20 protein-coding genes are annotated in these 22,955 nt (G+C 72.7%); 10 read left to right on the top strand and 10 right to left on the bottom strand.

What is annotated here, in order from left to right; translation table 11 throughout:
* Positions 1-33: 33 nt before the first annotated feature.
* Complete coding sequence (locus ACFWZ2_RS18050; protein ID WP_384546687.1) at positions 34-1,308, top strand: ABC transporter substrate-binding protein; 1,275 nt, start codon at positions 34-36, stop codon at positions 1,306-1,308.
* A gap of 15 nt (positions 1,309-1,323) precedes the next feature.
* Here ACFWZ2_RS18050 and ACFWZ2_RS18045 read toward each other — a convergent pair whose 3' ends face one another.
* Entirely contained in the window at positions 1,324-3,663 is a 2,340-nt protein-coding gene (locus ACFWZ2_RS18045) for a hypothetical protein (protein ID WP_384546685.1), read from the bottom strand.
* A 180-nt stretch (positions 3,664-3,843) separates the two neighbouring features.
* Positions 3,844-5,232, bottom strand: coding sequence for a transcriptional regulator (locus tag ACFWZ2_RS18040; protein ID WP_384546683.1), 1,389 nt, complete (start codon positions 5,230-5,232; stop codon positions 3,844-3,846).
* Positions 5,233-5,517: 285 nt separating this feature from the next.
* On the opposite strand from ACFWZ2_RS18040, the gene ACFWZ2_RS18035 reads away from it, so the two are divergent.
* The 4 genes from ACFWZ2_RS18035 to ACFWZ2_RS18020 all read left to right on the top strand — a co-directional run bounded on the left by ACFWZ2_RS18035 (position 5,518) and on the right by ACFWZ2_RS18020 (position 10,547).
* A complete protein-coding gene (locus tag ACFWZ2_RS18035; RefSeq protein ID WP_384546681.1) occupies positions 5,518-6,177 on the top strand; it encodes a bifunctional DNA primase/polymerase in 660 nt (219 codons plus the stop codon).
* Positions 6,178-6,339: 162 nt separating this feature from the next.
* On the top strand, positions 6,340-7,122 hold the full coding sequence (locus ACFWZ2_RS18030) for an ABC transporter ATP-binding protein (protein WP_384546679.1): 783 nt from the start codon (positions 6,340-6,342) through the stop codon (positions 7,120-7,122).
* Positions 7,119-8,723 (top strand): transporter, encoded by a 1,605-nt coding sequence (locus ACFWZ2_RS18025; protein WP_384546677.1) that lies wholly within the window; start codon positions 7,119-7,121, stop codon positions 8,721-8,723. The genes ACFWZ2_RS18030 and ACFWZ2_RS18025 overlap by 4 nt, the downstream gene beginning before the upstream one ends.
* 435 nt (positions 8,724-9,158) lie before the next feature.
* On the top strand, positions 9,159-10,547 hold the full coding sequence (locus tag ACFWZ2_RS18020) for a PAS domain-containing protein (protein ID WP_384546675.1): 1,389 nt from the start codon (positions 9,159-9,161) through the stop codon (positions 10,545-10,547).
* A 265-nt stretch (positions 10,548-10,812) separates the two neighbouring features.
* Here the strand turns inward: ACFWZ2_RS18020 and ACFWZ2_RS18015 are convergent, their stop codons facing one another.
* From ACFWZ2_RS18015 to ACFWZ2_RS18000, 4 genes are read right to left on the bottom strand one after another with little or no spacing between them, the layout of a single operon-like run.
* Positions 10,813-12,054 (bottom strand): ABC transporter permease, encoded by a 1,242-nt coding sequence (locus tag ACFWZ2_RS18015; protein ID WP_384546673.1) that lies wholly within the window; start codon positions 12,052-12,054, stop codon positions 10,813-10,815.
* Positions 12,008-12,733, bottom strand: coding sequence for an ABC transporter ATP-binding protein (locus tag ACFWZ2_RS18010; protein ID WP_384546670.1), 726 nt, complete (start codon positions 12,731-12,733; stop codon positions 12,008-12,010). Before ACFWZ2_RS18010 ends, ACFWZ2_RS18015 begins: the two co-directional genes overlap by 47 nt.
* Complete coding sequence (locus tag ACFWZ2_RS18005; protein ID WP_384546668.1) at positions 12,730-13,800, bottom strand: peptidoglycan-binding protein; 1,071 nt, start codon at positions 13,798-13,800, stop codon at positions 12,730-12,732. The genes ACFWZ2_RS18010 and ACFWZ2_RS18005 overlap by 4 nt, the downstream gene beginning before the upstream one ends.
* Positions 13,797-14,291 (bottom strand): hypothetical protein, encoded by a 495-nt coding sequence (locus tag ACFWZ2_RS18000; RefSeq protein WP_384546666.1) that lies wholly within the window; start codon positions 14,289-14,291, stop codon positions 13,797-13,799. Before ACFWZ2_RS18000 ends, ACFWZ2_RS18005 begins: the two co-directional genes overlap by 4 nt.
* A 123-nt stretch (positions 14,292-14,414) precedes the next feature.
* Between ACFWZ2_RS18000 and ACFWZ2_RS17995 the strand changes: the two genes are divergently transcribed.
* Together ACFWZ2_RS17995 and ACFWZ2_RS17990 are read left to right on the top strand one after the other, a co-directional pair.
* Positions 14,415-15,083, top strand: a complete 669-nt coding sequence (locus ACFWZ2_RS17995) for a response regulator transcription factor (protein ID WP_384546664.1) — start codon at positions 14,415-14,417, stop codon at positions 15,081-15,083.
* Positions 15,084-15,109: 26 nt separating this feature from the next.
* The gene (locus ACFWZ2_RS17990) at positions 15,110-16,306 is read left to right on the top strand and encodes a sensor histidine kinase (RefSeq protein ID WP_384546662.1); all 1,197 of its coding nucleotides are present in this window, start codon (positions 15,110-15,112) and stop codon (positions 16,304-16,306) included.
* Here ACFWZ2_RS17990 and ACFWZ2_RS17985 read toward each other — a convergent pair.
* Entirely contained in the window at positions 16,294-17,058 is a 765-nt protein-coding gene (locus ACFWZ2_RS17985; protein WP_384546660.1) for an SIS domain-containing protein, read from the bottom strand. The two genes, ACFWZ2_RS17990 and ACFWZ2_RS17985, sit on opposite strands and share 13 nt — an antisense overlap.
* 150 nt (positions 17,059-17,208) lie before the next feature.
* Here ACFWZ2_RS17985 and ACFWZ2_RS17980 point away from each other — a divergent pair, with 150 nt between their 5' ends.
* Together ACFWZ2_RS17980 and ACFWZ2_RS17975 are read left to right on the top strand one after the other, a co-directional pair.
* Positions 17,209-17,901, top strand: a complete 693-nt coding sequence (locus ACFWZ2_RS17980; RefSeq protein ID WP_384546658.1) for a metal-dependent transcriptional regulator — start codon at positions 17,209-17,211, stop codon at positions 17,899-17,901.
* A gap of 609 nt (positions 17,902-18,510) precedes the next feature.
* On the top strand, positions 18,511-19,374 hold the full coding sequence (locus ACFWZ2_RS17975) for an alpha/beta fold hydrolase (RefSeq protein ID WP_384546656.1): 864 nt from the start codon (positions 18,511-18,513) through the stop codon (positions 19,372-19,374).
* 73 nt (positions 19,375-19,447) lie between these two features.
* On the opposite strand, the gene pdxH is transcribed toward ACFWZ2_RS17975, so the two are convergent.
* A complete protein-coding gene (pdxH, locus tag ACFWZ2_RS17970; protein WP_384546765.1) occupies positions 19,448-20,083 on the bottom strand; it encodes a pyridoxamine 5'-phosphate oxidase in 636 nt (211 codons plus the stop codon).
* 355 nt (positions 20,084-20,438) lie between these two features.
* On the opposite strand from pdxH, the gene ACFWZ2_RS17965 reads away from it, so the two are divergent.
* Positions 20,439-21,539: a citrate synthase 2 gene (locus tag ACFWZ2_RS17965; RefSeq protein WP_384546654.1), complete on the top strand. Its 1,101-nt coding sequence runs from the start codon at positions 20,439-20,441 to the stop codon at positions 21,537-21,539.
* Between the two features lie 96 nt (positions 21,540-21,635).
* Here ACFWZ2_RS17965 and ACFWZ2_RS17960 read toward each other — a convergent pair whose 3' ends face one another.
* On the bottom strand, positions 21,636-22,226 hold the full coding sequence (locus ACFWZ2_RS17960; protein WP_384546652.1) for a TetR/AcrR family transcriptional regulator: 591 nt from the start codon (positions 22,224-22,226) through the stop codon (positions 21,636-21,638).
* Positions 22,214-22,948 carry an enoyl-CoA hydratase family protein gene (locus ACFWZ2_RS17955; protein WP_384546650.1) on the bottom strand — a complete coding sequence of 245 codons (735 nt, stop codon included), beginning with the start codon at positions 22,946-22,948 and terminating at the stop codon, positions 22,214-22,216. Before ACFWZ2_RS17955 ends, ACFWZ2_RS17960 begins: the two co-directional genes overlap by 13 nt.
* Positions 22,949-22,955: the final 7 nt, after the last annotated feature.

Here is a 22,955-nt window from a genome sequence, read left to right as displayed (position 1 = left end):
ACGGTTGGGGAACCACCGGAATCGTGCATACCCATGACCGGCAGGCGACGCACCTTCTTCCCCCGCCCCTCCCGAACCGCAGCACTTTCCGCGGCCGCAGCGGCGGCGTGTACGTCTCTCATAGCCGGGTGCGGGGTCATCCCTGGGACCACGGGGGGTTCCAGGGAAGACCCCATCACCGTCATGACCTGGGCACCCGAGAAGACCAAGGCCACCAACAAACCCGGCGTCCCGGCGATGGCGCAGGCGTACGCGCGCTGGGTCAACGCCCACGGCGGCCTCGACGGCCGCGAGCTGAAGGTCCTCACCTGCAACGACCACAACGACTCGGCGGGCGCCGCGGACTGCGCCCGCGAGGCCGTCGACCAGAACGTGGCGGCGGTCGTCGGCGCCTACAGCCAGCACGGCCGCTCCTTCCTCGCCCCGCTGGAAGTCGCGGGCATCCCCTACATCGGCGGCTACGGCATCACCGACGACGAGTTCAGCAGCCCGCTCTCCTACCCCGTCAACGGCGGCGAACCCGCGCTCCTCGCGGGCAACGGCCGCCAGCTCGCCGCCCGCTGCGACCGCGTCTCCCTCGTACGCCCCGACACCCTCGCCGGCGACGAACTCCCCAAGCTGCTCAACGCCGGCCTCGCCGACGGCCACCACAAGCCCGTCGCGGACATCCGCGCGCCCGAGGACGGCACCGACCTCACGCCCCAGGCCGAGCAGGCGCTGCGCCACGCGGGCGCGTCCGACGGCTGTGTGACGGCGGCGCTCGGGGCGCGCACGGACACGTTCTACGACTCGTTCCGGCGCACCAGGGACGACTATCCGCCGGTACGGATCTCCTCGGTGCTCGGCAGCGTCGACCAGTCCCTCGTCGACCGCACCGGCGGCGCGACGGGCCCCTACGAAGGGGCGTACGTCACCGGCTGGTACCCCGCGTCGGGCGATCCCCGGTGGGCCCAGATGCGCAAGGTCATCAGCGAGCAGGCGTTCGGCGACAACCGGGTCGACCCGGCGGACGCGGGCGTGCAGACCACCTGGATCGCGTACACCGTCCTGAAGCAGACCGTCGAGTCGCTCAACGGCGGCAAGGTCTCGGCGACCACCCTGCGCCGCGCCCTGGACGACGGCCTCGCGGTGCGGACCGGAGGGCTCACGCCGACGCTGAGCTGGCGCTTCGACGACCTGATCGCGGCCAGGGACTTCCCGCGCCTGATCAACTCCGACGTCACGTTCCAGGTGGTGCGGGACGGACGGCTCGTCCCGGCCCGCAAGGGGTTCGTGAACATGGAGAAGACGCTGGAGCAGACCGCGTAGCGGACACCGGGCGGATCAGAGCTGGGTCTTGTTCCGCTCGGTCAGGCCGTACTTCCGGGCGATCGCGTTCCAGTGGTTGGCGGCCTGCTCCTTGGCGGTCGTCGCCGCGTTGCTCTGCTTGTTGCCCGCCACGGTCTGCGACGTGGTGCGGGCGTGGCCCTTCTTGCAGCCCTTCTTGCCCGCCACCTGGCCCGCCCACGCGGCGTAGTGGTTGTCGGCCGCGGCCGACGCCTTCCACGCCTTGTTCAGGGAGTTGACCAGCTGGTCGTTGGCCGGGAGCTTGTCGACCTTCAGCGCGGCGAGCCGGGTGACGAGGCCGTTGCGCTGCTTGGCCGCGTTGCGCAGGTCGGTGGCCGACTGGCCGAGGTTCTGGCACTTGCCGACGTTGCGTACGGCGGCGATGACCGCGTCACGGCTGTTGTTGCTGTCGGCGAGCAGCTTGTCGAGGGCGACCGCCTGCTCCTTGGCCGGGTCGGCGGTCGGCGACGGCCGCTCGTCCGTCGGCGCCGAGGCGGAGACGGGCTTGCCGTCGTCCTTCTTGTCGTCGTCGCCGCCGGAGCTCAGGAGCGCGCCCGCGCCGACGCCGAGCGCGGCGATGCCGACGCCGAGGACGCCGATGAGCACGCCCTTCTTCGAACCGTTGCGGCCGCGACGGGCACCGCCGTGACCGCCGCCGACGGGCTCGGGGACGGGAGCCGCGGCCGGGCCCGGCATGTCGATACGGGGCATCTGCTGCGTGGACGCGGGCCCCTCCGCCTCCGGCTCGGTGCGGAAGAGGCTGTCGAACTCGGCGGGCGGCTGCCGGTCGCCCGGGGCACCGGGACGGATGCCGTAGGGCGCGGCGCCCGGCTCGGGCGGGGCGGCGTTCCCGGCGGGTACGGGCGCGATGAACTGGGTGGGGTCGCTGTCGGACACCGGGGCGGCGGGTGCGGCGGGTGCGTTCGCGCGGCCCAGGAACTGCGTGGCATCGGCGGCGGGAGCCTCGGGCGGCAGCGCACCGGGTCCCACCGGAGGTATGTACTGCGTGACCCCCTCATCGGCACCGCCGGGCGCGGCGGGCACCGGGGCGATGAACTGCGTCGCATCGGCATCGGACCCGGCCACGGGGGGCAGCGGCGCCCCACCGGTCCCGGCGGGCGGCAGCGGCGCCCCTCCGACAGCGGGCAACTCGTGCGCGCCCGCCACGGGGGGCAGCTCCTGCGCGGGGGCACCGGGCGGTGCGGCGGGGGGCTGCGGGGTGCCGTGGCCCGGCTGGGGGGCGGCGTGCGTGCCCTGAGCGGGCTGAGGAGCGGCGTGCGCGCCCTGGCCCGGCTGGCCGCCGTACGAACCCTGGTACGCCCCCTGAGGGGGCAGAGGCTGCGAGCCGGGCGACGGCTGACCGGGGTGCGAGCCGTGCGACGGCTGGGCGGGAAGCGAGCCGTGCGTCGGCTGGGCCGCGTGCGTGCCCTGGGCGGGCTGTCCTGCGTACGAGCTGTGGGCGGGCTGGGGCGCGTGGGGTCCCTGGCCGGGCTGGCCCGCATACGAACCGTGGGCGGACTGCGCCGCGTGCGCGCCCTCGCCGGGCTGACCCGCGTACGAGCCGTCGCCGGACTGCGCCGCGTGGGATCCCTGGCCCGGCTGACCCGCGTGGGATCCCTGGCCCGGCTGACCCGCGTACGAGCCATGGCCCGGCTGACCCGCGTGGCCTCCCTGGCCCGGCTGACCCGCGTACGAACCGTGGGCGGACTGCGCCGCATGCGCGCCCTCGCCGGGCTGGCCCGCGTACGAGCCGTCGGCGGACTGCGCCGCATGGGATCCCTGGCCCGGCTGACCCGCATACGAGCCATGGGCAGGCTGGCCCGCGTGCGCGCCCGGGCCGGGCTGGCCCGCATGCGCGCCCGCGCCGGGCTGACCCCCGTGCACGCCCGGGCCGGGCTGACCCCCATGCGCGCCCCCGCCGGGCTGGCCCGCGTGGGCCCCCTGCGTCGGGTGGCCGCCGCCGTGCGTCCCCTGGCCGGGCTGGCCTCCGTACGACGCGTCTGGCTGCCCGAAGCCCGGGCCGTACCCCTGGCCGCCGTACGAAGCGTCCGGGGTGCCCGTGGGGGCGTAGGCGCCCTCCGGGGGGAGGGGCATGGCCTGGGCGGGCTGGGTCCAGGGCTGGCCCTGGCCGTGGGTCACGGGCGGTGGGCCCGCCGTCTCGGGACCCCAGGGCTGCCCCCAGGGGCTGCCGCCCGCCGGAGCGGTGTGGCGGCCCGCGGAGCCGGGCAGCAGCGGTTCGCTGCCGTCCGCGGGCAGCACGACGCCCTCGTGGGCGGGCCGGTCCGCGGGCTGCTGCGGATCGGAGGAAGCAGCGCCCTGACCGCTCTGCTGCGTCACCGGGACTCCTACATATGGGGGACCTACGGAACCGTCGGGTCACGCTACCGGGTCGCCACAGCCCTCTGCCACGCAGCTCAGAACGCCGCCTTCCGCTCGACGGCGGCAGTAACAAAACCTCGCTCCCAGACGCTGAGTATGGGCACGTCAGCTCGGAGTACGGGTACGTCAACCCGCTTCTCAGGCCGCCTGGATGTCGACACGCGCCCCGAACTCCCGTACCACCGGCTCCTCCCGGTAGGGCTCGAGCCGCTGCTGGAAGTCGTCGAGGTACTCCGCACCGCGGTTGGACCGCAGCGTGCCGAGCAGCTCGACGGCCTTCAGGCCGGTGTTGCACGCCTGTTCCACCTCGCGGCGCTGCACCTGCGCCGTGGCGAGCAGCACGAGGCCGATCGCGCGGCGCCGGGCCCGCGTCTCCGGGTGGCCGTCGAGGGACTCCTGGGCGCTGCGCGCGGCCGCGTCGGCCTGCCCCAAGTCCCGGTGGCAGTGCGCCATTTCGTCGGCCAGATAGGCGTGGTCGAAGTGCCGGATCCACACCGGGTCGTCGCCGGTCCCGGTGTCGCCGGACGCCCGGTCCATCGCCTCGACGGCGCGGCCCGCCACCACCTGTGTCGCACGCGCGTCGCCGAGCAGCGCGTGCCCCCGCGCCTCTGCGGCGTAGAACATCGCCTCCGCGCGGGGTGTGACCCGCCCGCGCGTCCCCTCCTGTGCGGCCCGCGCCAACTGCGCGATCTCGCGCGGGTTTCCGAGCTGGGCGGCGAGGTGGCTCATCGACGCGGCGAGCACGTACCCGCCGTATCCCCTGTCCCCGGCCGCCTGGGCGAGGCGCAGCGCCTGGATGTAGTAGCGCTGGGCGAGGCCCGGCTGGCCCGTGTCGACGGCCATGTAGCCCGCGAGTTCCGTCAACCGCGCGACCGCGGCGAACAGTTCGCGGCCGACGGCTTCCCGGTAGGAGCCCGCGAGCAGTCCGGAGACCACGGAGTTGAGGTAGTGCACGACGACCGGACGCACATGGCCGCTGCCGAACTGGTGGTCGAGCTGGGTCAGCGCCTCCGTCATCGCCTTGACGGCCGCCACGTCCGAGAGGCCGACGCGCGGCCCCGCGGTGCGCCCGACCTGCGGGTCCGGCGAGGAGATCAGCCAGTCGCGGCTGGGCTCGACGAGCGCGGACGCGGCCACGGACGAGCCGGAGAGGAAGTCCCGGCGGCCCACGTCGCTGCGCCACAGCTCGCAGACCTGCTCGATGGCGCCGAGAACGGTCGGCGAGAACTGGAGTCCTACGCCCGAGGCGAGGTTCTTGCCGTTCGCCATGCCGATCTCGTCGATGGTGACGGTGCGGCCGAGCTTGCGGCCGAGCGCCTCCGCGATGATGCCGGGCGCCCGCCCGCGCGGCTGCTGGCCGCGCAGCCAGCGGGCCACCGATGTCTTGTCGTAGCGCAGGTCGAGACCGTGTTCGGCACCGCACATGTTGACCCGGCGGGCCAGCCCTGCGTTGGAGCAACCGGCTTCCTGAATGAGCGCCTGCAGCCTTTCGTTCGGCTGCCGCGCGACGAGCGGCCTTGCGGCCATGGCGTACCCCCTGTGTGCACCGGGACCATCGAACCGGGCGGCCGCCGTGGGCCGTCCTTCGATGATCAATGCCCTTGGAGCAAACGGAAGATGCGCCACAAACGGGCGATAAGTGCGAACCCGGGCGCCCTCTGATTGCCCTTGACCTGGCTACCCGCACATGGAAGCCATTTCCCCTGCGCGCCCCCACCCGTGCACCCATGCGCCCCGCTCGCAGGATCGATGCTCCTCCTCCGCCCTCGCGTGCGCCCGTAACCCGAGGTGGCGGCGGGAGTTGAGAACTGCGTGGAAGAGACCATCGGAGTCACGTCAGCCGCGCAGATCCCGAAGCAGCGCGGAGAAGCCTTGCTGGACACGGCCGTGCGATACGCGGAAGAGCGTCACTGGGACGTGTTCCCCGGCACCTGGCTGGAGTCCGCCGAAGGCGCCGAGCAGTGCTCGTGCGGAGATGCCGCGTGCGCCTCGCCCGGCGCGCACCCGGCGCGCGAGGACTGGGCCACGCAGGCCACCGGCAGCGCGACGGTGGCGAGGCGGCTCTGGCAGAAGCAGCCCAAGGCGTCGATCCTGCTGCCCACGGGGCGGACGTTCGACGCGATCGACGTGCCCGAGACCGCCGGGTTCCTCGCGCTCGCCCGCATGGAGCGCATGGAACTCACGCTCGGCCCGGTGACCTGCACCCCCGACCGGCGCATGCAGTTCTTCGTGCTCCCCGGCGCCACGGTCAAGGTCCCCGACCTCGTCCGCAAGCTGGGCTGGCCCCCCGCCGCGATCGACCTGGTCGCCCTCGGCGAGGGCACGTACGTGGCAGCGCCCCCGACCCGCTTCGGCGCGTCCGGCGCGGTCCAGTGGGCCTGCCGCCCCACCGCGGCCAACCGGTGGCTGCCGGACGCGGAGGAGATCATCTCCCCGTTGGCGTACGCGTGCGGACGCGAGGCCCGCCGGTAGCAGCTGCCACTGCGGGCAGGCGCTCCACCCGCGGGCCGGTCGTGGCTGGTCGCGCAGTTCCCCGCGCCCCTTACGGGCGCGACACCTCACTGCCCGCCGAGAGCCCGTGGCCCCACGTATCGTGCGACCACGGGGACAGTCTCGCGACGGAGGGCGGAACGGGTGACCGAGGCAGCACCGGCGGCGGTACGGGTCCAGGGGCTCTGGAAGCGGTTCGGCGAACAGGTCGCGGTCGCCGGGATCGACCTGACCCTGCCCGCGGGCAAGTTCATCGGCCTGGTCGGCCCGAACGGCGCGGGCAAGACCACCACCCTCTCCATGGTCACCGGCCTGCTCAGGCCGGACCGGGGCACCGTCGAGGTCGTCGGGCACGACGTGTGGCGCGACCCGGTGGAGGTCAAGGCCCGCATCGGCGTACTCCCCGAGGGCCTGCGGCTCTTCGAGCGGCTCTCGGGGCGCGAACTCCTCGCGTACACCGGAAGGCTGCGCGGCCTGCCGGGCGCCGAGGTCGACAAGCGGGCCACCCAGCTCCTCGACGTACTCGATCTCGCGGGCGCGCAGCACAAGCTGGTCGTCGACTACTCGACGGGTATGCGCAAGAAGATCGGCCTGGCGGCGGCGCTGCTCCACAACCCCGAAGTGCTCTTCCTCGACGAGCCGTTCGAGGGCGTGGACCCCGTCTCCGCGCAGACCATCCGCGGCGTCCTGGAGCGCTACACCGCGTCCGGCGCCACCGTCGTCTTCTCCTCGCACGTCATGGAGCTCGTCGAGTCGCTCTGCGACTGGGTCGCCGTGATGGCCGCGGGACGTATCCGCGCGCAGGGCACCCTCGCCGACGTGCGGGGCGCGGCGCCCTCGCTGCAGGAGGCGTTCCTCGAACTCGTCGGCGCGAACGGCCGTGACACCGGCTCCGACCTCGACTGGCTGGGCGGCGGCGCCCGATGACCGCCCCCACCGCCGTCCAGGGGATCACCCCCGTCTTCGTACGCCTGAAGCTGTCCCTGCTGCGCAACGGCCTGCGGCAGTCGGCGGGACGGCGGGCCGCCTACCTCGCGTCCGTCGTCGTCGCCCTGCTCTTCGCCGCGCTGCAGCTGCTCGGTCTGATCATGATGCGCGGCACCACCCACGCCGCCACCGTCTGTGTGCTGCTCGTCGGGATCCTCGCGCTCGGCTGGGCGGTCATGCCGCTGTTCTTCCCGAGCGGCGACGAGACCCTGGACCCCACCCGCCTGGTGATGCTGCCGCTGCGCCCGCGCCCGCTCGTCCGGGCGCTGCTCGTGGCGTCCCTGGTCGGCATCGGACCGCTGTTCACGCTCTGCCTCGCGGCCGGTGCGGCGATCGCGCTCGCGCACGGCGCGGCCGCGGCCGTCGTCGCCGTCCTCGCCGTGGCCCTGACACTGCTGGTGTGCGTGGCGCTCGCGCGGGCCGTCGCGGCCGCCAACATCCGCCTGCTGACCAGCCGCAAGGGCCGCGACCTCGCCGTACTCAGCGGTCTGGTGATCGCGGTCGGCGCGCAGGTCGTCAACTTCGGGGCGCAGAAGCTCGGTTCGGCCGGGCTCGGCACCCTCGACCCGGCGGCGGACGTGGTGCGCTGGATCCCGCCCGCGGCCGCGCTCGGCGCGGTGGACTCGGTGAGCGAGGGGTCGTACGCGAAGGGAGCGGCCCAACTCGCCCTCTGCGTACTGGCCCTGCTCGGCCTCCTCACCCTCTGGCAGCGCAGCCTGACCCGCCTGATGACGACCCCGGACGGCTCGACGCTGGCCGCTGCGGAACCGGAGAAGGGCGCGTCGCGCTCATCGGGCGCACTCGGCGCGCTGCTGCCCGCGGGCCGCACCGGCACCGTGATGGAGCGCAGCCTGCGCTATGTGTGGCGCGACCCCAAGACGAAGGCGGCCTGGGTGACGTCCCTGGCCATCGGGCTGATCGTGCCGCTGTTCAACGCCCTGCAGGGCACGGGCTCCGTCTACTTCGCGTGCTTCGCGGCGGGGATGCTCGGGATCCTGATGTACAACCAGTTCGGCCAGGACACCTCGGCGTTCTGGATGGTGGCGATGACGATCTCGTCGCCGCGCGACGCCTATGTGGAACTCCGGGGCCGAGCCCTCGCCCTCCTCGTGATCACCCTGCCGTACGCGGCGCTGGTCACCGTCCTCACGACGGCGATGCTCGGCGAGTGGCACACCCTGCCGGAGGTGCTCGGCCTCTCCTTCGCGCTGCTCGGCGCGATGCTGGCCACGGGCGCGTGGTCGTCGACCCGCTTCCCGTACTCCATCCCGCAGGAGGGCTACAAGAACGTGGCCACCGGGCAGGCGGGCCTCGCCTGGATCTCGATCTTCGGCGGCATGGTCGCCGCGGCCCTGCTGTGCGCCCCGGTCCTCGCCCTCACGATCTGGCTGCACGCCTCGGGCTCGGCGTCCTGGAGCTGGCTGCTGCTCCCGGTGGGCACGGCCTACGGAGCGGTGCTCACGGAGGCCGGATCGCGGCTCGCGGCGCCCAGGCTCGCCCGGCGGCTCCCGGAGATCCTCACCGCGGTGAGCAAGGGCTGACACGCAGGCGACCCGCGAGCCATGTGGTTCCCCCCGTACGGGACGGGAGGAAGCCGGCCGGACGTACCGGCAGCTCGCGGGTCGGGTGACTGCTTGGGATTGGGCCGGCCGTACGCTCGTCTCGCGCACTGGTCCGACACCGCACTCGGTGTGGTGACGGGCCGCTAGCCCGCAGCCACCTCTCGCGTCCGCAATGAAATCACTGCCGGATCACCTCCTTTCGTCGAGTGAGGAACACCCTAGGAAGCGGATCGACGACGCTCAACCGATTTTTTCCCCGCGACGATTTCCCTCAATTCCCTCCAACTTCCGGGAACTCCCTGTGGGGTGCGTCACGTTCGAGTTGAATGATCCCACGTGCGAAATGCGTGGCTCGCACGGCTTGCAGTACAGGTAGCTCATGAGGACGAGGACACGGCCTGCAGGGGGTCCCAGGTGAGTGCTTCCCGACGGAGCGGAACCACCGACGAGTTGGGCCCCGAAGAGCCCGAGCCGGGCGGCGCCGAACTGCTCGCGGCGCTGCTCGACGGCATGGACGCCGCCCTGTGCGCACTCGACGCCGACGGCGTGGTGACGCACTGGAACCGCGAGGCCGAGCGGATCCTCGGCTGGACGGCCGCGGAGGCCGTCGGACGGCAGGGCTTCTCGGGGTGGGCCGTGCGGGCCGCCGACGCCGAGGAGGTCCGGGGGCGGCTGCTGTCCGCGATGGACTCCCCCGGGCGGCAGGTGCACGAGTTCGCCCTGGTCACCAAGGACGGCGGCCGGGTGCTCGTCCGTATGCAGTCCGCGTCCGTACGCGGCGGGGACGGCAAGCCCGCAGGGGTGTACTGCGCCTTCAGCGAGGTCCACGCGCAGATCGACCTGGAACGGTCCATCGCCCTGAGCGAGGCCCTCTTCGAGGACGCCTCGTGGGGCGTCGTGCTCGTCGACGCCGACCTGCGGCCCGCCGTGGTCAACGAACACGCCGCACGCGCGCTCGGCGTGGGCCGCACCGCCGTACTCGGCAGGCCGCTCGCCGATCTGCTCGGGCAGGGCGTCGAGGAGCTGGAGAGCGCGCTCACCCACGTACTGGGCGAAGGGTCGCCGCCCGCGCCCGCGGAACTATGGGTCTCCGTACGGTCCGAACGCTCCGACACCGGAAAGGAGGGCGGCGGGGGCTACGAGCGGCGGTGCTGGCGCTCCGGCTTCGTACGCCTCGCCTCGCCGCTCGCGGAAGAGCCCGTGCCGCTCGGCGTCGGATGGCTCTTCCAGGACGTCACGGAAGCCAAGCTGACCGAGCAGGAAGCGTCCCAACTCCGCTTCAGGTCCCAGCAGTTGCACCGGGCGGCGCGGGCCGCCGCGGAATGCGAGGACCCCATGGAGGCGGCCACCGTCCACCTCGACTTCGCGCTCGCCGGGTTCGCCGACCACGCCCTGGTGGACCTCCTCGCGAACGAGGACCCCGTACGACTCGTCCGCGTCGCCGCGACGCCCGCCGGGGCGCCCGGGCCCTGCGTGCCGGTCAGCATGGCGGGCATCCCCGTCCGCTACCCCGAGGGCCACCCCGCCCCCCAGTGCGTGGACCGCGCCGGCTCGGTGCGGGCCAGCGCCGGGCCCGTCCCGCCGGAGCGGGCCCGCGAGTGGGCCGACGCCCGGCAGTGGCCGGAGGGTTCCGTACACGCGTTGTGCGCGGTGCTGCGGAGCCGGGGGCGGACGCTCGGCGTCGTCACGTTCCTCCGTGGGGCGGGTCGGGCGCCCTTCGAACGCCCCGACGCCACCTACGCAGAAAGCGTGACCTCCCGCGTAGCGGCCTCCTTGGACCTGGCCCAGTCCCTCCCCCACTGACCCGCCCCACGCCTCCGTCCGCGACCACCGGCACCGTGGGCTGCGCCCACCCGGGCGGCAAAGCGCGGGAGAAGCGGAGCAAGTCCCACCCACCCGCAGGCGCAAACGCGCCGGAGAGGACGTGGGGGTATGTGCGAACGGAGCACCTTGGCCCACCGTGGCGGTGAGCACTGACGGAGGCATCCGCCACGGGATGGCGAGTACGCACATACCCCCGCGGCCCCGCCCCACAGCCGAACCCAAGGCGCCCCCGCCAGCAACAACCTCACACCGCATGCAACGCCAACGTAGGCGACAACCGCGCCGCCCGAACCGCCGGATACAACCCCGCCACCGTCCCGATGACCAGCGTCGCGCCGAACCCGCCCGCCGCCGCCCACATGGGCACCACCCACGGCAGCCCACCCGAAGCGGCGTACGCGGCCGTGGCCCCGGCGCCGAGCACGACCCCCGCAAGCCCCCCGAGCCCGGACAGCATCAGGGACTCAGTGACGAACTGGATCCTGATCTGCCCCCGCGTAGCGCCCAACGACCGCCGCAGGCCGATCTCGTACCGCCGCTCAAGGACCGAGATGATCATGGTGTTGGCGACGCCGACGCCACCCACCAGGAGCGCGATCCCGCCGAGCCCGAGGAGCAGCGTGGAGAACGCCCCCTCCGTCGCCGCCTTCGCCTGGAGCGCCGACGACGGATCGGTGACCTGGACGTTGCGCGGATTCTCCGGGTCGATGGACGGGGCGAGCAGGCTCCGCACATCGCGTACGGAGGCGTCCGTGGAGCGCTCGTACACCGACGTCGGATGCCCGTCGAAGCCGAGCAGCTTCTTCGAGGCGTCCCACCCGGTCAGCGCGGACCGCTCGATGTCCGGCGCGAGCGGCAGCGGGCCGAGGATGCCGATGACGGTGAAGTACCGGTCACCGAGCCAGACCTGCTGCCCGGGCGAGGTGATGCCGAGCCGCTCGGCGGCCACACCGCCGAGGACGACCGACGGATAGCGGCTGTTCGCGGCGTTGAACCAGCTCCCTTGCGCCATCCGCCCCCGCAACACCTTCAGCAGGCCTTCCGTGGCGGCCTTCACGGAGATGCCGCCCGTCTCCTCCTCGGAGATCTTCTCGCTGCGCCGCACGGACCGTTCGAGATCGCCGGTGGCGCCGACGTCCTCGACCCCGTCGATCCGCGAGACCCGCCCGGCGGCATCGGGCGGCAGCGTCACCGACTCACCGGAGAACATCGCCTCGCCCGGCGATGCGACCAGCATGTTCGTGCCCAACTTGTCGAGTTCCCGCATGAGTTGGGCCTGGCTGGACGAGGAGATGCCGACGACGGCGACCATGGTGGCGATGCCGATGGCGATGCCGAGCGCGGAGAGGACGACGCGCACGGGCCGACTGCGCAGCCCGGCGGACCCGACGTGCAGAACGTCCCGCGGCCCGAGCCGGGCGGCTTTCAACCGGGCGTTCCTACGCACCGAACCCCACCCCCGCTTCAGCCTCGGCCACCCGCACATCCGCGACCACCCGCCCGTCCCGAATCCGCACCTGCCGGGGCAACCGCTCGGCGATCTCCACGTCGTGGGTGATGACGGCGATGGTGGCGCCCTCCGCGTTGAGGTCGTGCAGCAGGGTCATGACCGCGTCGCCGGACTCCGAGTCGAGCGCGCCGGTGGGCTCGTCGGCGAGGAGGAGGTCGGGCTCGCCGACGACCGCGCGGGCGATGGCGACGCGCTGCTTCTGGCCGCCGGAGAGTTCGTGCGGCCGGTGCTTCATGCGGTCGGCGAGGCCGACGCGTTCCAGGGCGTACGCGGCCCTGCGGCGGCGTTCGGCGCGCGGGAGGCCGGAGTACAGCAGCCCTTCGGCGACGTTGTCGCGGGCGCTGATGCCGGGCACCAGGTGGAAGGCCTGGAAGACGAAGCCGATGTGCCGGGCGCGCAGCGCGGAGAGGCTGCGGTCGGCGAGGGCCGCGACGTCGTGCCCGGCGATGGCGACGGAGCCCGCGGTGGGCCGGTCGAGGGTGCCGACGATGTGCAGGAGCGTCGACTTGCCGGATCCGGAGGGTCCGACGATGGCGAGGAGTTCTCCTTGCGCGACGGTCAGATCGACGCCGCGCAGGGCGGCGACCCCGCCGGGGTACTCCTTGGTGACACCGGCCAGCTCCACGACGGGCGGCGCCTCTTGAGGGGGGCTCATACCTTCGGCACCCCGACCTTCATCCCGGCCCGCAGTCCCCCGCCGCTCACCTCGACCCTGCCCTGCCCGAACATGCCGAGCCCGACCTTGACCTCGTGGGCGCGGCCGCCCTCGACGACCTGGACGCCGAAGCCGCCGCCGGGCAGCGCGAGCAGCGCGTTGACGGGTACGGAGAGGACGTCCTCGCGCGTCTCGCCCGTGAGATTGACGGTGACCGGCGACTGGTCGAATCCGTCGACCTTGCCGGGGTCGTCGAAGGTGACGGTGACCGGGATCTTGGGGGTCTTGTCGCTGGGGTCGTCGCCGGGTTTGGCGGTCTTGCCGACGGCGGCGACCTTGCCGTCGACGGTGGTGCCGTCGGGCAGGGTGACGGTCACCTTCGTGCCCTTCTTGGCCAACTTGCCCTCGGCGACGTCGAGTTGGATGCGTACGACGCGTTCGGAACCGGTCGTGGCGAGCACGGGTTTGCCGGGTGCGACCTGGTCGCCGACGGTGGATTCGGCGGACTTCACGCGGACCGCGGAGGGCTGGAAGGAGATCTGCTCGGGGCCCACGCGCCCGGTCTGCTTGCGGTCGTGGGCCTTCTGCCAGCGTTTGACCGCGACGGCGGTGCCGTCGGTGTAGGTGTCGTCGACGGCGAGCCCGGTGCCGTACCCGAGGGCCACCAGGTTCTGTTCCAACTGCCGTACGTCGTTGCCCTTGTCGCCCGGCTTCAGCGTGCGGTACATGGGCTCGGAGCCGTACATGAGGCGGACGGGGGCGCCGTTCACCTCGTAGAGGCGGCCGTCGCGCCGGACCGTGGAGCCGGACTCGGCGGACCAGGTGAGGGTGCCCGTGGCGCCCGCGTTGACCTTGCGTTCCTTGGCGTAGCCGAGGGTGCCGTCCACCTGGGAGCCGCTGGTGAGGTCGCCGCGCTCGACGGACGCGGTGGCGGCCGGGAGGCCGGCGTCCCGCCCGGCGGACCCGTGGTCGTCGTCCGCGTCGGCGAGCGCGGTGACGGCGATGCCGCCGCCGGTGACGGCGAGCAGCGCCACGACGGTGGCGACGACGGCGGTGCGGCGCCTCATTCGACGATGCCCTTGCACGCCTTGGCGGCCTTCTCCATCTTCTTGGCGTCAGCACCCTTGGGCATGGGCAGGGCCTGCATGGCTCCGCCGTCGAACTTTGGGTCGGGCATGTTGTAGCCGTTCTTGCGCATGCACTGGGCGTACTTGAGCATCTTGTCCTTGTCGGCCTGCGAGACGCCGCCGCCCTTGGACGTACCGCCCAGGCCGCACTCCTTCATGGCCTTCTCCATCTTTTCCTTGGGCAGGTCGCCGCCGATGGTCAGGCCACGGGAGTCCTGGCCCGACTTGGGCTCGGGCACCTTCAATCCGTGCTTGCGCAGGCATTCGCGCTGCTTGAACGCCTTGTCGGCCTCGGCGCCCTTGCCGCCGCCGCTGCCGCTGCCCGAGCCGCTCGCCGCGGAGTCGTCGGAGCCGCCGGAGCAGGCCCCCGCGAACAGGGCGAGGGCGGCGAATCCTGACGCGAGAGCCGCTGAGCGCTTGCGAGTCCTCATGACGTGGCTTCCCTTCACGTGGGGCGTGGGTGACGGCCACAGGCTGGTGGGAAGCGGGGTTTCGTTTCTCTCAACGGAGACGCTTACACCGACGAAAGGTCACTCTCAGGTACACAGGGCGGCATGCGCGTACTGCTGGTGGAGGACGAGGACTTCCTGGCCGAGATGATCGCCGACGGGCTCCGGCGTGACGCGGTGGCCGTCGACATCGCGTCCGACGGCCTGACCGCGCTGCGCAAACTGCAGCTCGGGGAGTACGACGTGATGATCCTGGACCGCGATCTGCCGGGCCTGCACGGCGACGAGGTGTGCCGCCGCGTCGTACAGCAGCGGCTCCTCACCCGGGTCCTGATGCTGACGGCGGCGGGCACGGTGCGTGACCGGGTCGCGGGGCTCGGACTCGGCGCGGACGACTATCTGACCAAGCCCTTCGCGTACGACGAGCTGCTCGCCCGGGTCCTCGCGCTGGGCCGCCGTGCCCGGCCCGCGCTGCCGCCGGTGATCGAGCGGGCCGGTCTCGTCCTGGACACCGCGCGCCGCCAGGCCAGCAGGGACGGGCGCCATCTCGCCCTGTCCCGCAAGGAGTTCGCGGTCCTCGAGGCGCTGCTGCGGGCGGACGGCGCGGTGGTCAGCGGCGAGGACCTGATCGAGCAGGTCTGGGAGGAGGACACCAGCTACCGCACCAACGCGGTCCGCGTCACCCTCTCCAAGCTGCGCGCGAAGCTGGGCGAGCCGCAGGTGGTGGAGACGGTGCCGGGGGCCGGGTACCGGATCACGGGGCGGTCCCTGTGATCGGCGGGGCTCCCCTGCGGCTGCGGATGAGCAGCGAACGGGCCAGGCTGACCACGCTGTACGGCGGGCTTCTCGTCCTCGCCGGGGCACTCCTGACGGGCCTCGTGTATCTGCTGGTGGAGCAGGGGCTCTACTCCTCCATCAGTACGGCGGTGACCACCGCCGTCCCCCGGGACCCCACCCCGCCGTGGAAGAACAGCCTCCCGCTCTCGGCCGTCACGGCGGTTCCCGCCACCCCGGTGCAGGGCACGCGGTTTGCCATCGACGCCGAGAGCCTCGCCCTCGCGAGGGTCAGCGACGTCGCGGGAGAGGCCGCCCTGAACCGCCTCCTGACGGTCTCGGTCATCGTGTTCGCCGCGTACGCCGTGCTGTCGATCGCCCTCGCCTGGTGGATGGCGGGACGCGTGCTGCGCCCCGTCGCCGTGATCACCGGCACCGCGCGCCGGCTCTCGGGCGCCAATCTGCACGAGCGGATCGCCCTGGACGCCCCGCCGGGCGAGCTGAAGCGGCTCGCCGACACCTTCGACGAGATGCTGGACCGGATAGAGCGCCTGGTCGGCGCGCAGCAGCGGTTCGCGGCCAACGCGGCCCACGAGCTGCGCACCCCGCTCGCCGTGCAGCGGGCGGCCGCCGAGATCGGCCTCTCCGGCGATCCCGGCCCGGAGCGGGTGGCGATGATCCGCTCGAAGCTGATCTCCGTGGCGGACGACAGCGAGCACCTCATCGAGGGGCTGCTGCTGCTCGCCGCCTCGGAGCAGGGCCTGGACCGGTGGGAGCCGGTCGCGGTGGACGTGCTCGCGCACGCGGTCGCGGAGGGCCTCTCCGAAGAGGCCGCCGAGCACGACGTCACCGTGTCCGTCGCGGCCGGGCCGCTGACGGTGGAGGGCGACGGGGTGCTCCTGGACCGCCTCGTCCACAACCTGGTGGCGAACGCGGTCCGCTACAACGTGCCGGCCGGCAGCGTCACCGTACGCGTCGACGAGGACGGCACCCTGGAGGTCGCCAACACGGGCCCGGAGGTCCCCCCGGAGACCGTGCCGCAGCTCTTCGAGCCGTTCCGGCGGCTGCGGGAGCGCACCCACGCGCGTGGGGAGGGTGCCGGGCTGGGCCTGTCCATCGTGTCGGCGATCGCGCGGGCGCACGGGGCGGACGTCGCGGCCGAGGCCAACCGGGACGGCGGGCTCACCGTCCGGGTGCGGTTCCCGCCGGGTCAGCGGCGGTAGAAGATCCGGTCCCCGTACTGCTCGAAGACATGGCCGTTCCAGTCGTGGCCGCCGTCCACGTTCCCCGAGCGCAGGAGGGGCGGCTGGACCCCGCGCGCGGCGAGCTGCTCGATGGCCGCGGCCATCATCGACTGCATGAGCGCGTTGGTGACCACGCTGGACGCCGACCCGAAGGGCGCGTCGACCCCGTCGAGGGACAGCTCCGCGTCCCCCACGGCGACCTTGGAGTCGATCACCACGTCGCAGTGGTCCTTGAGGAACGTCCCCGAGACGTGCCGGGAGCGGGTCTGCGTCGCGTACGCCACCGATGTGACGCCGATGACCTTCAGGCCGAGCGCGCGGGCGTTCATCGCCATCTCCACGGGCAGCGAGTTCCGCCCGGAGAGCGAGATGATCACGAGTACGTCGCCGGGCCTGGCCGGCGAGGAGTCGAGGACGGCGCCCGCGAGCCCGTCGACCCGCTCCAGGGCGGAGCCGAGCGTCGCGGGCATGACGTCGACGCCGACGACGCCGGGCACGGCGAGCAGGTTCATCAGGGCGAGGCCGCCCGCGCGGTAGACGACGTCCTGCGCGGCGAGCGAGGAGTGCCCCGCGCCGAAGGCGAAGAGCCGCCCGTCGCCCTCGACGGCGTCGGCGAGCAGGGTGCCCGCCGCCGCGACGTTCCCGGACTCCTCGTCGCGTACGCGCTGAAGCAGGTCGATGGCGGCGTCGAAGTACTGGCCGATCAGTTTGCTCTCGCTCTTGGCGCTCATTCGCATCACGTTGCGGTCTGGACCTGCACCGTGTCAACACTGCCGCAGGCCCGTCAGCGGCGGGAATTCCACCGGCGCGGCACGGTTGTCAGTGGTATGCGTCAGAATTGAGGGCAGGGCCAGCGCACGAGCGAATTCTGAGGGGCACCCATGTCGGGGCTGATTGACACCACTGAGATGTATTTGCGCACCATCCTCGAGCTGGAGGAGGAAGGTGTGGTCCCCATGCGCGCCCGGATCGCCGAGCGGCTGGACCAGAGCGGACCGACGGTGAGCCAGACCGTGGCGCGCATGGAGCGCGACGGCCTGGTGGCGGTCGCGAGCGACCGTCACCTGGAGCTCACCGAGGAGGGCCGTCGGCTGGCCACCCGTGTGATGCGCAAGCACCGCTTGGCGGAGTGCCTGCTCGTCGACGTGATCGGGCTGGAGTGGGAGCAGGTGCACGCCGAGGCGTGCCGCTGGGAGCATGTGATGAGCGAGGCGGTGGAGCGCCGCGTCCTCGAGCTGCTTCGCCACCCCACCGAGTCTCCGTACGGCAACCCGATCCCGGGCCTGGAGGAGCTGGGCGAGAAGGACGGCGCGGACCCGTTCCTCGACGAGGGCATGGTCTCCCTGATGGAGCTCGACCCGGGCACCGAGGGCAAGACCGTCGTGGTGCGCCGCATCGGCGAGCCGATCCAGACGGACGCCCAGCTGATGTACACGCTGCGGCGTGCGGGCGTGCAGCCCGGCTCCGTGGTGAGCGTGACGGAGTCCGCGGGCGGGGTGCTCGTGGGCAGCAGCGGTGAGGCCGCGGAGCTGGCCTCGGAGATCGCCTCGCACGTCTTCGTCGCCAAGCGCTGAGCGTTCCGCCCTGGCGGCGGTCGCCGAGCGTTGGGGCGCCCGTCGCCGGATGTGGGCACTGAGGTCAACTTCCGTTGTGGAAGGGGAAGTTGACCGGACTCAGGGTTCTCCGCGAGATCCCCTGGAGTCCAAGATTCAGTGTGCGGAATCGCAGCGCCCGAGCGTTTTGCGTGCAAGGCTGTCGCGAGAGGCATATGACCTGAGGGCTCTTGACCGTGTCGGCACCGGGTCTGGCCGCACGGCCGGAGAGGGGGCGGGAGGATGCGCCCGTCTGGTGAGCGCGAACGTCCGCCTGGTGCGCGTGCGCGTGCCGCCCGCGGACCAGCAGAGGGCCCCGGCGCCCTTGAGCGCCGGGGCCTGTCCTCCCCTGTGCTGACCCGGAGCCCCGAGCTCCCAGGGTCATTCCCCTCGGACCGATTTCCCCGAGCGGCCCGCCTCCCGATGAAGATCTCCCCTCGGCAGCGCCGGTCAATCCTTGAGGCCGGTCACCCGAACGAGGGGTGTTGTCGCCGAGCCGGGCGCTTTCGAAAGGGGGTTCGATAGCGTGCGGGGGTGCGGAGCAGGACCAGGTGTGGATCCCGAGCGGAATCAAGGGGGGTGCCAGAAGACATGGTGCGGCGCATCGACGTGACGGGCGCGGGTGGCGTACACCTCGCCGCCTGGGAGTTCGCCGATCCTCCCAAGCTCAGGGAGGCCGAGGGATCACCCGGCGGAGTGCTGTTACTGCACGGCCTCATGGGCCGCGCATCCCACTGGGCGGGCACCGCCCGCTGGCTCTCCGAACGGCATCGCGCGGTCGCACTCGACCAGCGCGGCCACGGCCGGAGCGAGAAACCCCCCGAGGGCCCCTACAGCCGCGACGCCTACGTGGACGACGCCGAGGCCGCCCTCGTCCAGCTCGGCCTCGCGCCCGCCGTGCTCATCGGCCACTCCATGGGCGCCCTCACCGCCTGGCAGCTCGCCGCGCGCCGCCCCGATCTCGTCCGGGGCCTGATCATCTGCGACATGCGGGCCTCCGCGCTCGGCGCCGCGTCGCAGCGCGAATGGGAGGACTGGTTCAAGTCCTGGCCCGTCCCCTTCGCCACGCTCGCCGACGTACGCAAGTGGTTCGGCGAGGACGACCCCTGGGTGGAGCGCCCCAACCCCGCCCGCGGCGAGTTCTTCGCCGAGGTGATGACCGAGGGCCCGGACGGCTGGCGGCCCGTCTTCGACCGCGCCCAGATGCTCAAGTCCCGCGAGACGTGGGTGCACGACGCGCACTGGGAGGAGCTGATCCAGGTCCGCTGTCCCGCCCTCGTCGTCCGCGGCCTGGACGGCGAGCTGGGCCGTGCGGAGTCCCAGGAGATGGTGCGGGTGCTGCCCCGTGGGGAGTACGCGGAGGTGGCCGATGCGGGGCATCTCGTGCACTACGACCAGCCGGACGCTTGGCGCGCGGCCATCGAGCCGTTTCTGGACGGGGTCCTGACGGGGTGAATCGCCGGTCGGCACCGTGGTGAGTCGCGGCCTGCGGCCCGGCTCGTCCTCAAACGCCGGACGGGCTGGATATTCACGGGCTGAGGCGCACGACCCTCCAGCCGCTCCCGCCACCCGCCCGCACATACCTCAAACGGTCGTGCAGGCGGTCCGCGCGGCCCTGCCAGAACTCCACCGCGGTCGGGGTGACCCGGAAGCCGCCCCAGTTCGGCGGGACGGGGACCTGTTCGCCCTCGGGGTAGCGGGCCGCCAAGTCGGCGTACGCGCGGTCGAGTTCGGCCCGTGAGGCGAGCACGGAGGACTGGGCGCTGGCCCAGGCGCCGAGTTGGGAGCCGTGCGGGCGGGTGCGGAAGTAGGCGACGGTCTCCTCGCGGCCGACGCGGGCCGCCGTGCCGGAGACGATGACCTGGCGGGCCATGGGGTGCCAGGGGAAGAGCAGGGAGACGTGCGGGTTGGCGGTGAGCTCGCGGGCCTTGCGGGACTCGTAGTTGGTGAAGAAGACGAAGCCGCGCTCGTCGAAGCCCTTCAGGAGCACCGTGCGGGAGCTGGGCCGGCCCTCGGCGTCGGCCGTGGAGACGACCATGGCGTTCGGCTCGTGGATGGCGTCCGTGTCGCGCACCGCCTCCTTGAACCAGAGCGCGAACTGCTCCAGGGGGTCGGCGGGCAGCGCGGCCTCGGCGAACCCTTCGGTGCCGTACTGCTCGCGCATGTGGGCCGGTTCGGGAACGGGGGCACTGGAGTCGGTCACGCGGTCATCTTGCCGTATACGAAGGGGCGCCCGAGGGGGCGCACTGGGCCATGGAGAGGTGACGTGTGGCACTGAGTGCCGCATTCCATCGCCAACGGTGGCACCAAGGGATATCGTCCTGCTGCCGAATCGGTTGGGTGACCACCAGCCTCACGGGGCATGACCGGGGTGACCGTTCCGGACCGCGAGTCGGCGAAGTCGACGCATACGACCGCGTAACCGGACCGAGATTGCCCATTTCTGACACATGGTCACGAGCTGATCGCAACCCATCTCTCGCAGCCATCTTGTCGAACACATCACGAGGAGCCGCCTGATGTCCGACTTCGTACCCGGACTTGAAGGAGTCATCGCGTTCGAGACGGAGATCGCCGAACCGGACAAGGAGGGCGGCGCCCTCCGTTACCGGGGCGTCGACATCGAGGATCTGGTCGGCCACGTCTCCTTCGGGAACGTGTGGGGCCTGCTCGTCGACGGAGCCTTCAACCCCGGCCTGCCGCCCGCCGAGCCCTTCCCGATCCCGGTGCACTCCGGAGACATCCGCGTCGACGTCCAGTCCGCGCTCGCGATGCTCGCGCCCGTGTGGGGGCTGCGCCCGCTCCTCGACATCAGCGAGCAGCAGGCCCGCGACGACCTGGCGCGCGCCGCCGTCATGGCGCTGTCCTACGTCGCCCAGTCGGCCCGCGGACAGGGCCTGCCGATGGTCCCGCAGCGGGAGATCGACAAGGCCGACACCGTCGTCGAGCGCTTCATGAAGCGCTGGCGCGGAGAGCCCGACCCCAAGCACGTCCGGGCCGTCGACGCCTACTGGACCTCGGCCGCCGAACACGGCATGAACGCCTCCACGTTCACCGCCCGCGTCATCGCGTCCACCGGCGCCGACGTGGCGGCCTCGCTGAGCGGGGCCGTGGGCGCCATGTCGGGACCGCTGCACGGCGGCGCCCCCTCCCGCGTCCTCGGCATGATCGAGGAGATCGAGCGCACGGGGGACGCCGTCGCCTACGTCAAGCAGGCCCTCGACAAGGGCGAGCGGCTCATGGGCTTCGGGCACCGGGTGTACCGGGCGGAGGACCCGCGTGCGCGCGTGCTCCGGCGTACCGCCCGCGAGCTGGGCGCGCCCCGCTTCGAGGTCGCCGAGGCGCTGGAGAAGGCGGCCCTCGACGAGCTGCACGCCCGCCGTCCCGACCGCGTCCTCGCCACCAACGTGGAGTTCTGGGCGGCGATCGTCCTCGACTTCGCGGAGGTGCCGGCGCACATGTTCACGTCGATGTTCACGTGCGCGCGGACCGCGGGGTGGTCGGCGCACATTCTCGAGCAGAAGCGGACGGGGCGGCTGGTCCGCCCCTCGGCTCGGTATGTGGGTCCTGCGGCGCGGGCTCCCCAGGCCATCGAGGGGTACGACGAGATCTCCCGCTGACGCCTCCGTGGGCCGATGCCTCGGGCTCTGCCCCGGACCCCGCTCCTCAATCGCCGGAGGGGCTGGATTTCCCCGGCGATTGAGGACGACGCGCCGTCAGCCGAGCGCCGAGCCCACCAGCACCGTCCACTGCGCCACCACCCGTTCCCGTCGCGCCCCGTCATCCGTGAGCAGGTTCGCGAGGCCGAGGCCGCGGGCCATGTCCAGGAGGCCCTGGATCGTCTCCCGGACGCCGGGGCGGGACTCGTCGGCGTCGAGGAGTTCCACCGCGATGCGGTGGGTCTCGCGGCCGACGCGGGATTCGAGTTCCGTGACGCGGGAGCCGAGTTGGGGCTCGTTGGACGCGGCGACCCAGAGGTGCAGGGCCGCGCGGAAGAGGGGGCCCGTGTAGAGGTCGACGAGGGCGGCGACGACGGAGGCACGGTCCTGGGCGGGCAGGGCGCGCAGGGCCGTGGAGCGCTGTTCGGCGACGTATTCGACGGCGGCCGTGAAGAGGTCCTCGCGGGTCGGGAAGTGGTGCTGTGCCGCGCCCCGCGAGACCCCCGCGCGCTCGGCGACCACGGAGACCGTGGAGCCCGCCCAGCCGTGCTCGGCGAGGCAGGACACGGCGGCCTCAAGGAGCTTCTGGCGGGTGGCACGGCTGCGGTCCTGCTTGGGCGCGCGGTCGGCGGCGGTCAAAGCGCCCATCGGCACTCCCGTCGTTCGAAGAACGCCGCCATGCCCTCCGCCGCCTCGGCGGAGCCGAAGAGCCGTGCGGACAGGGCGATGAGGGCGTCCGATTGGTGGTCGAATGCGTCGAGCACCTTAACCGTGAGCAGCTTCTTCGTCTCGGCCAGGGCGCCGGGAGCGGCCTTGCGCACCCCGTCGAGCATGGCCTGGAGCGTGCCGTCCACGTCGGTGGCGTACGCCGTGACGAGGCCGATCCGCGCGGCTTCCGCGCCGTCGAAGCGCTCCCCGGTGAGGTGGTAGCGGGCCGCGGCGCTCGGGTCGAGGCGGGGCAGCAGGGGCATGGAGATCACGGCGGGCGCGACGCCGATGTGCACCTCCGTGAACGCGAAGGAGGACGCGGGGCCCGCGACGGCCAGGTCGCAGGCGCCGAGCAGTCCGAGCCCGCCCGCCCGTACGTGCCCGTCCACCCGGGCGATCACCGGTTTGGGCAGCGCGACGATCCGCCGGAGCAGCGCCACGAATTCCGCGGGGTCCGGCGGGTCCTTCAGGTCGGCGCCCGCGCAGAACGTGCCGCCGGTGTGGGTGAGGAGGACGGCGCGGCAGTCGGCGTCGCCGCCGAGGTCGTCGAGCGCCTCGGTCAGCGCCCCCACCAGGCCGGCCGAGAGCGCGTTGCGCCGCTCGGGCAGGTCCAGGGTGACGGTGACGATGCCGCGCGGGGCCGAGGAGACGGACAGGCTCATGGGCGGG

The organism is Streptomyces sp. NPDC059002, from assembly GCF_042740435.1.
GTDB lineage: Bacteria > Actinomycetota > Actinomycetes > Streptomycetales > Streptomycetaceae > Streptomyces.
Note: the sequence above shows the minus strand (reverse complement) of the source record. Positions and strands in the feature narration are given on the sequence as shown.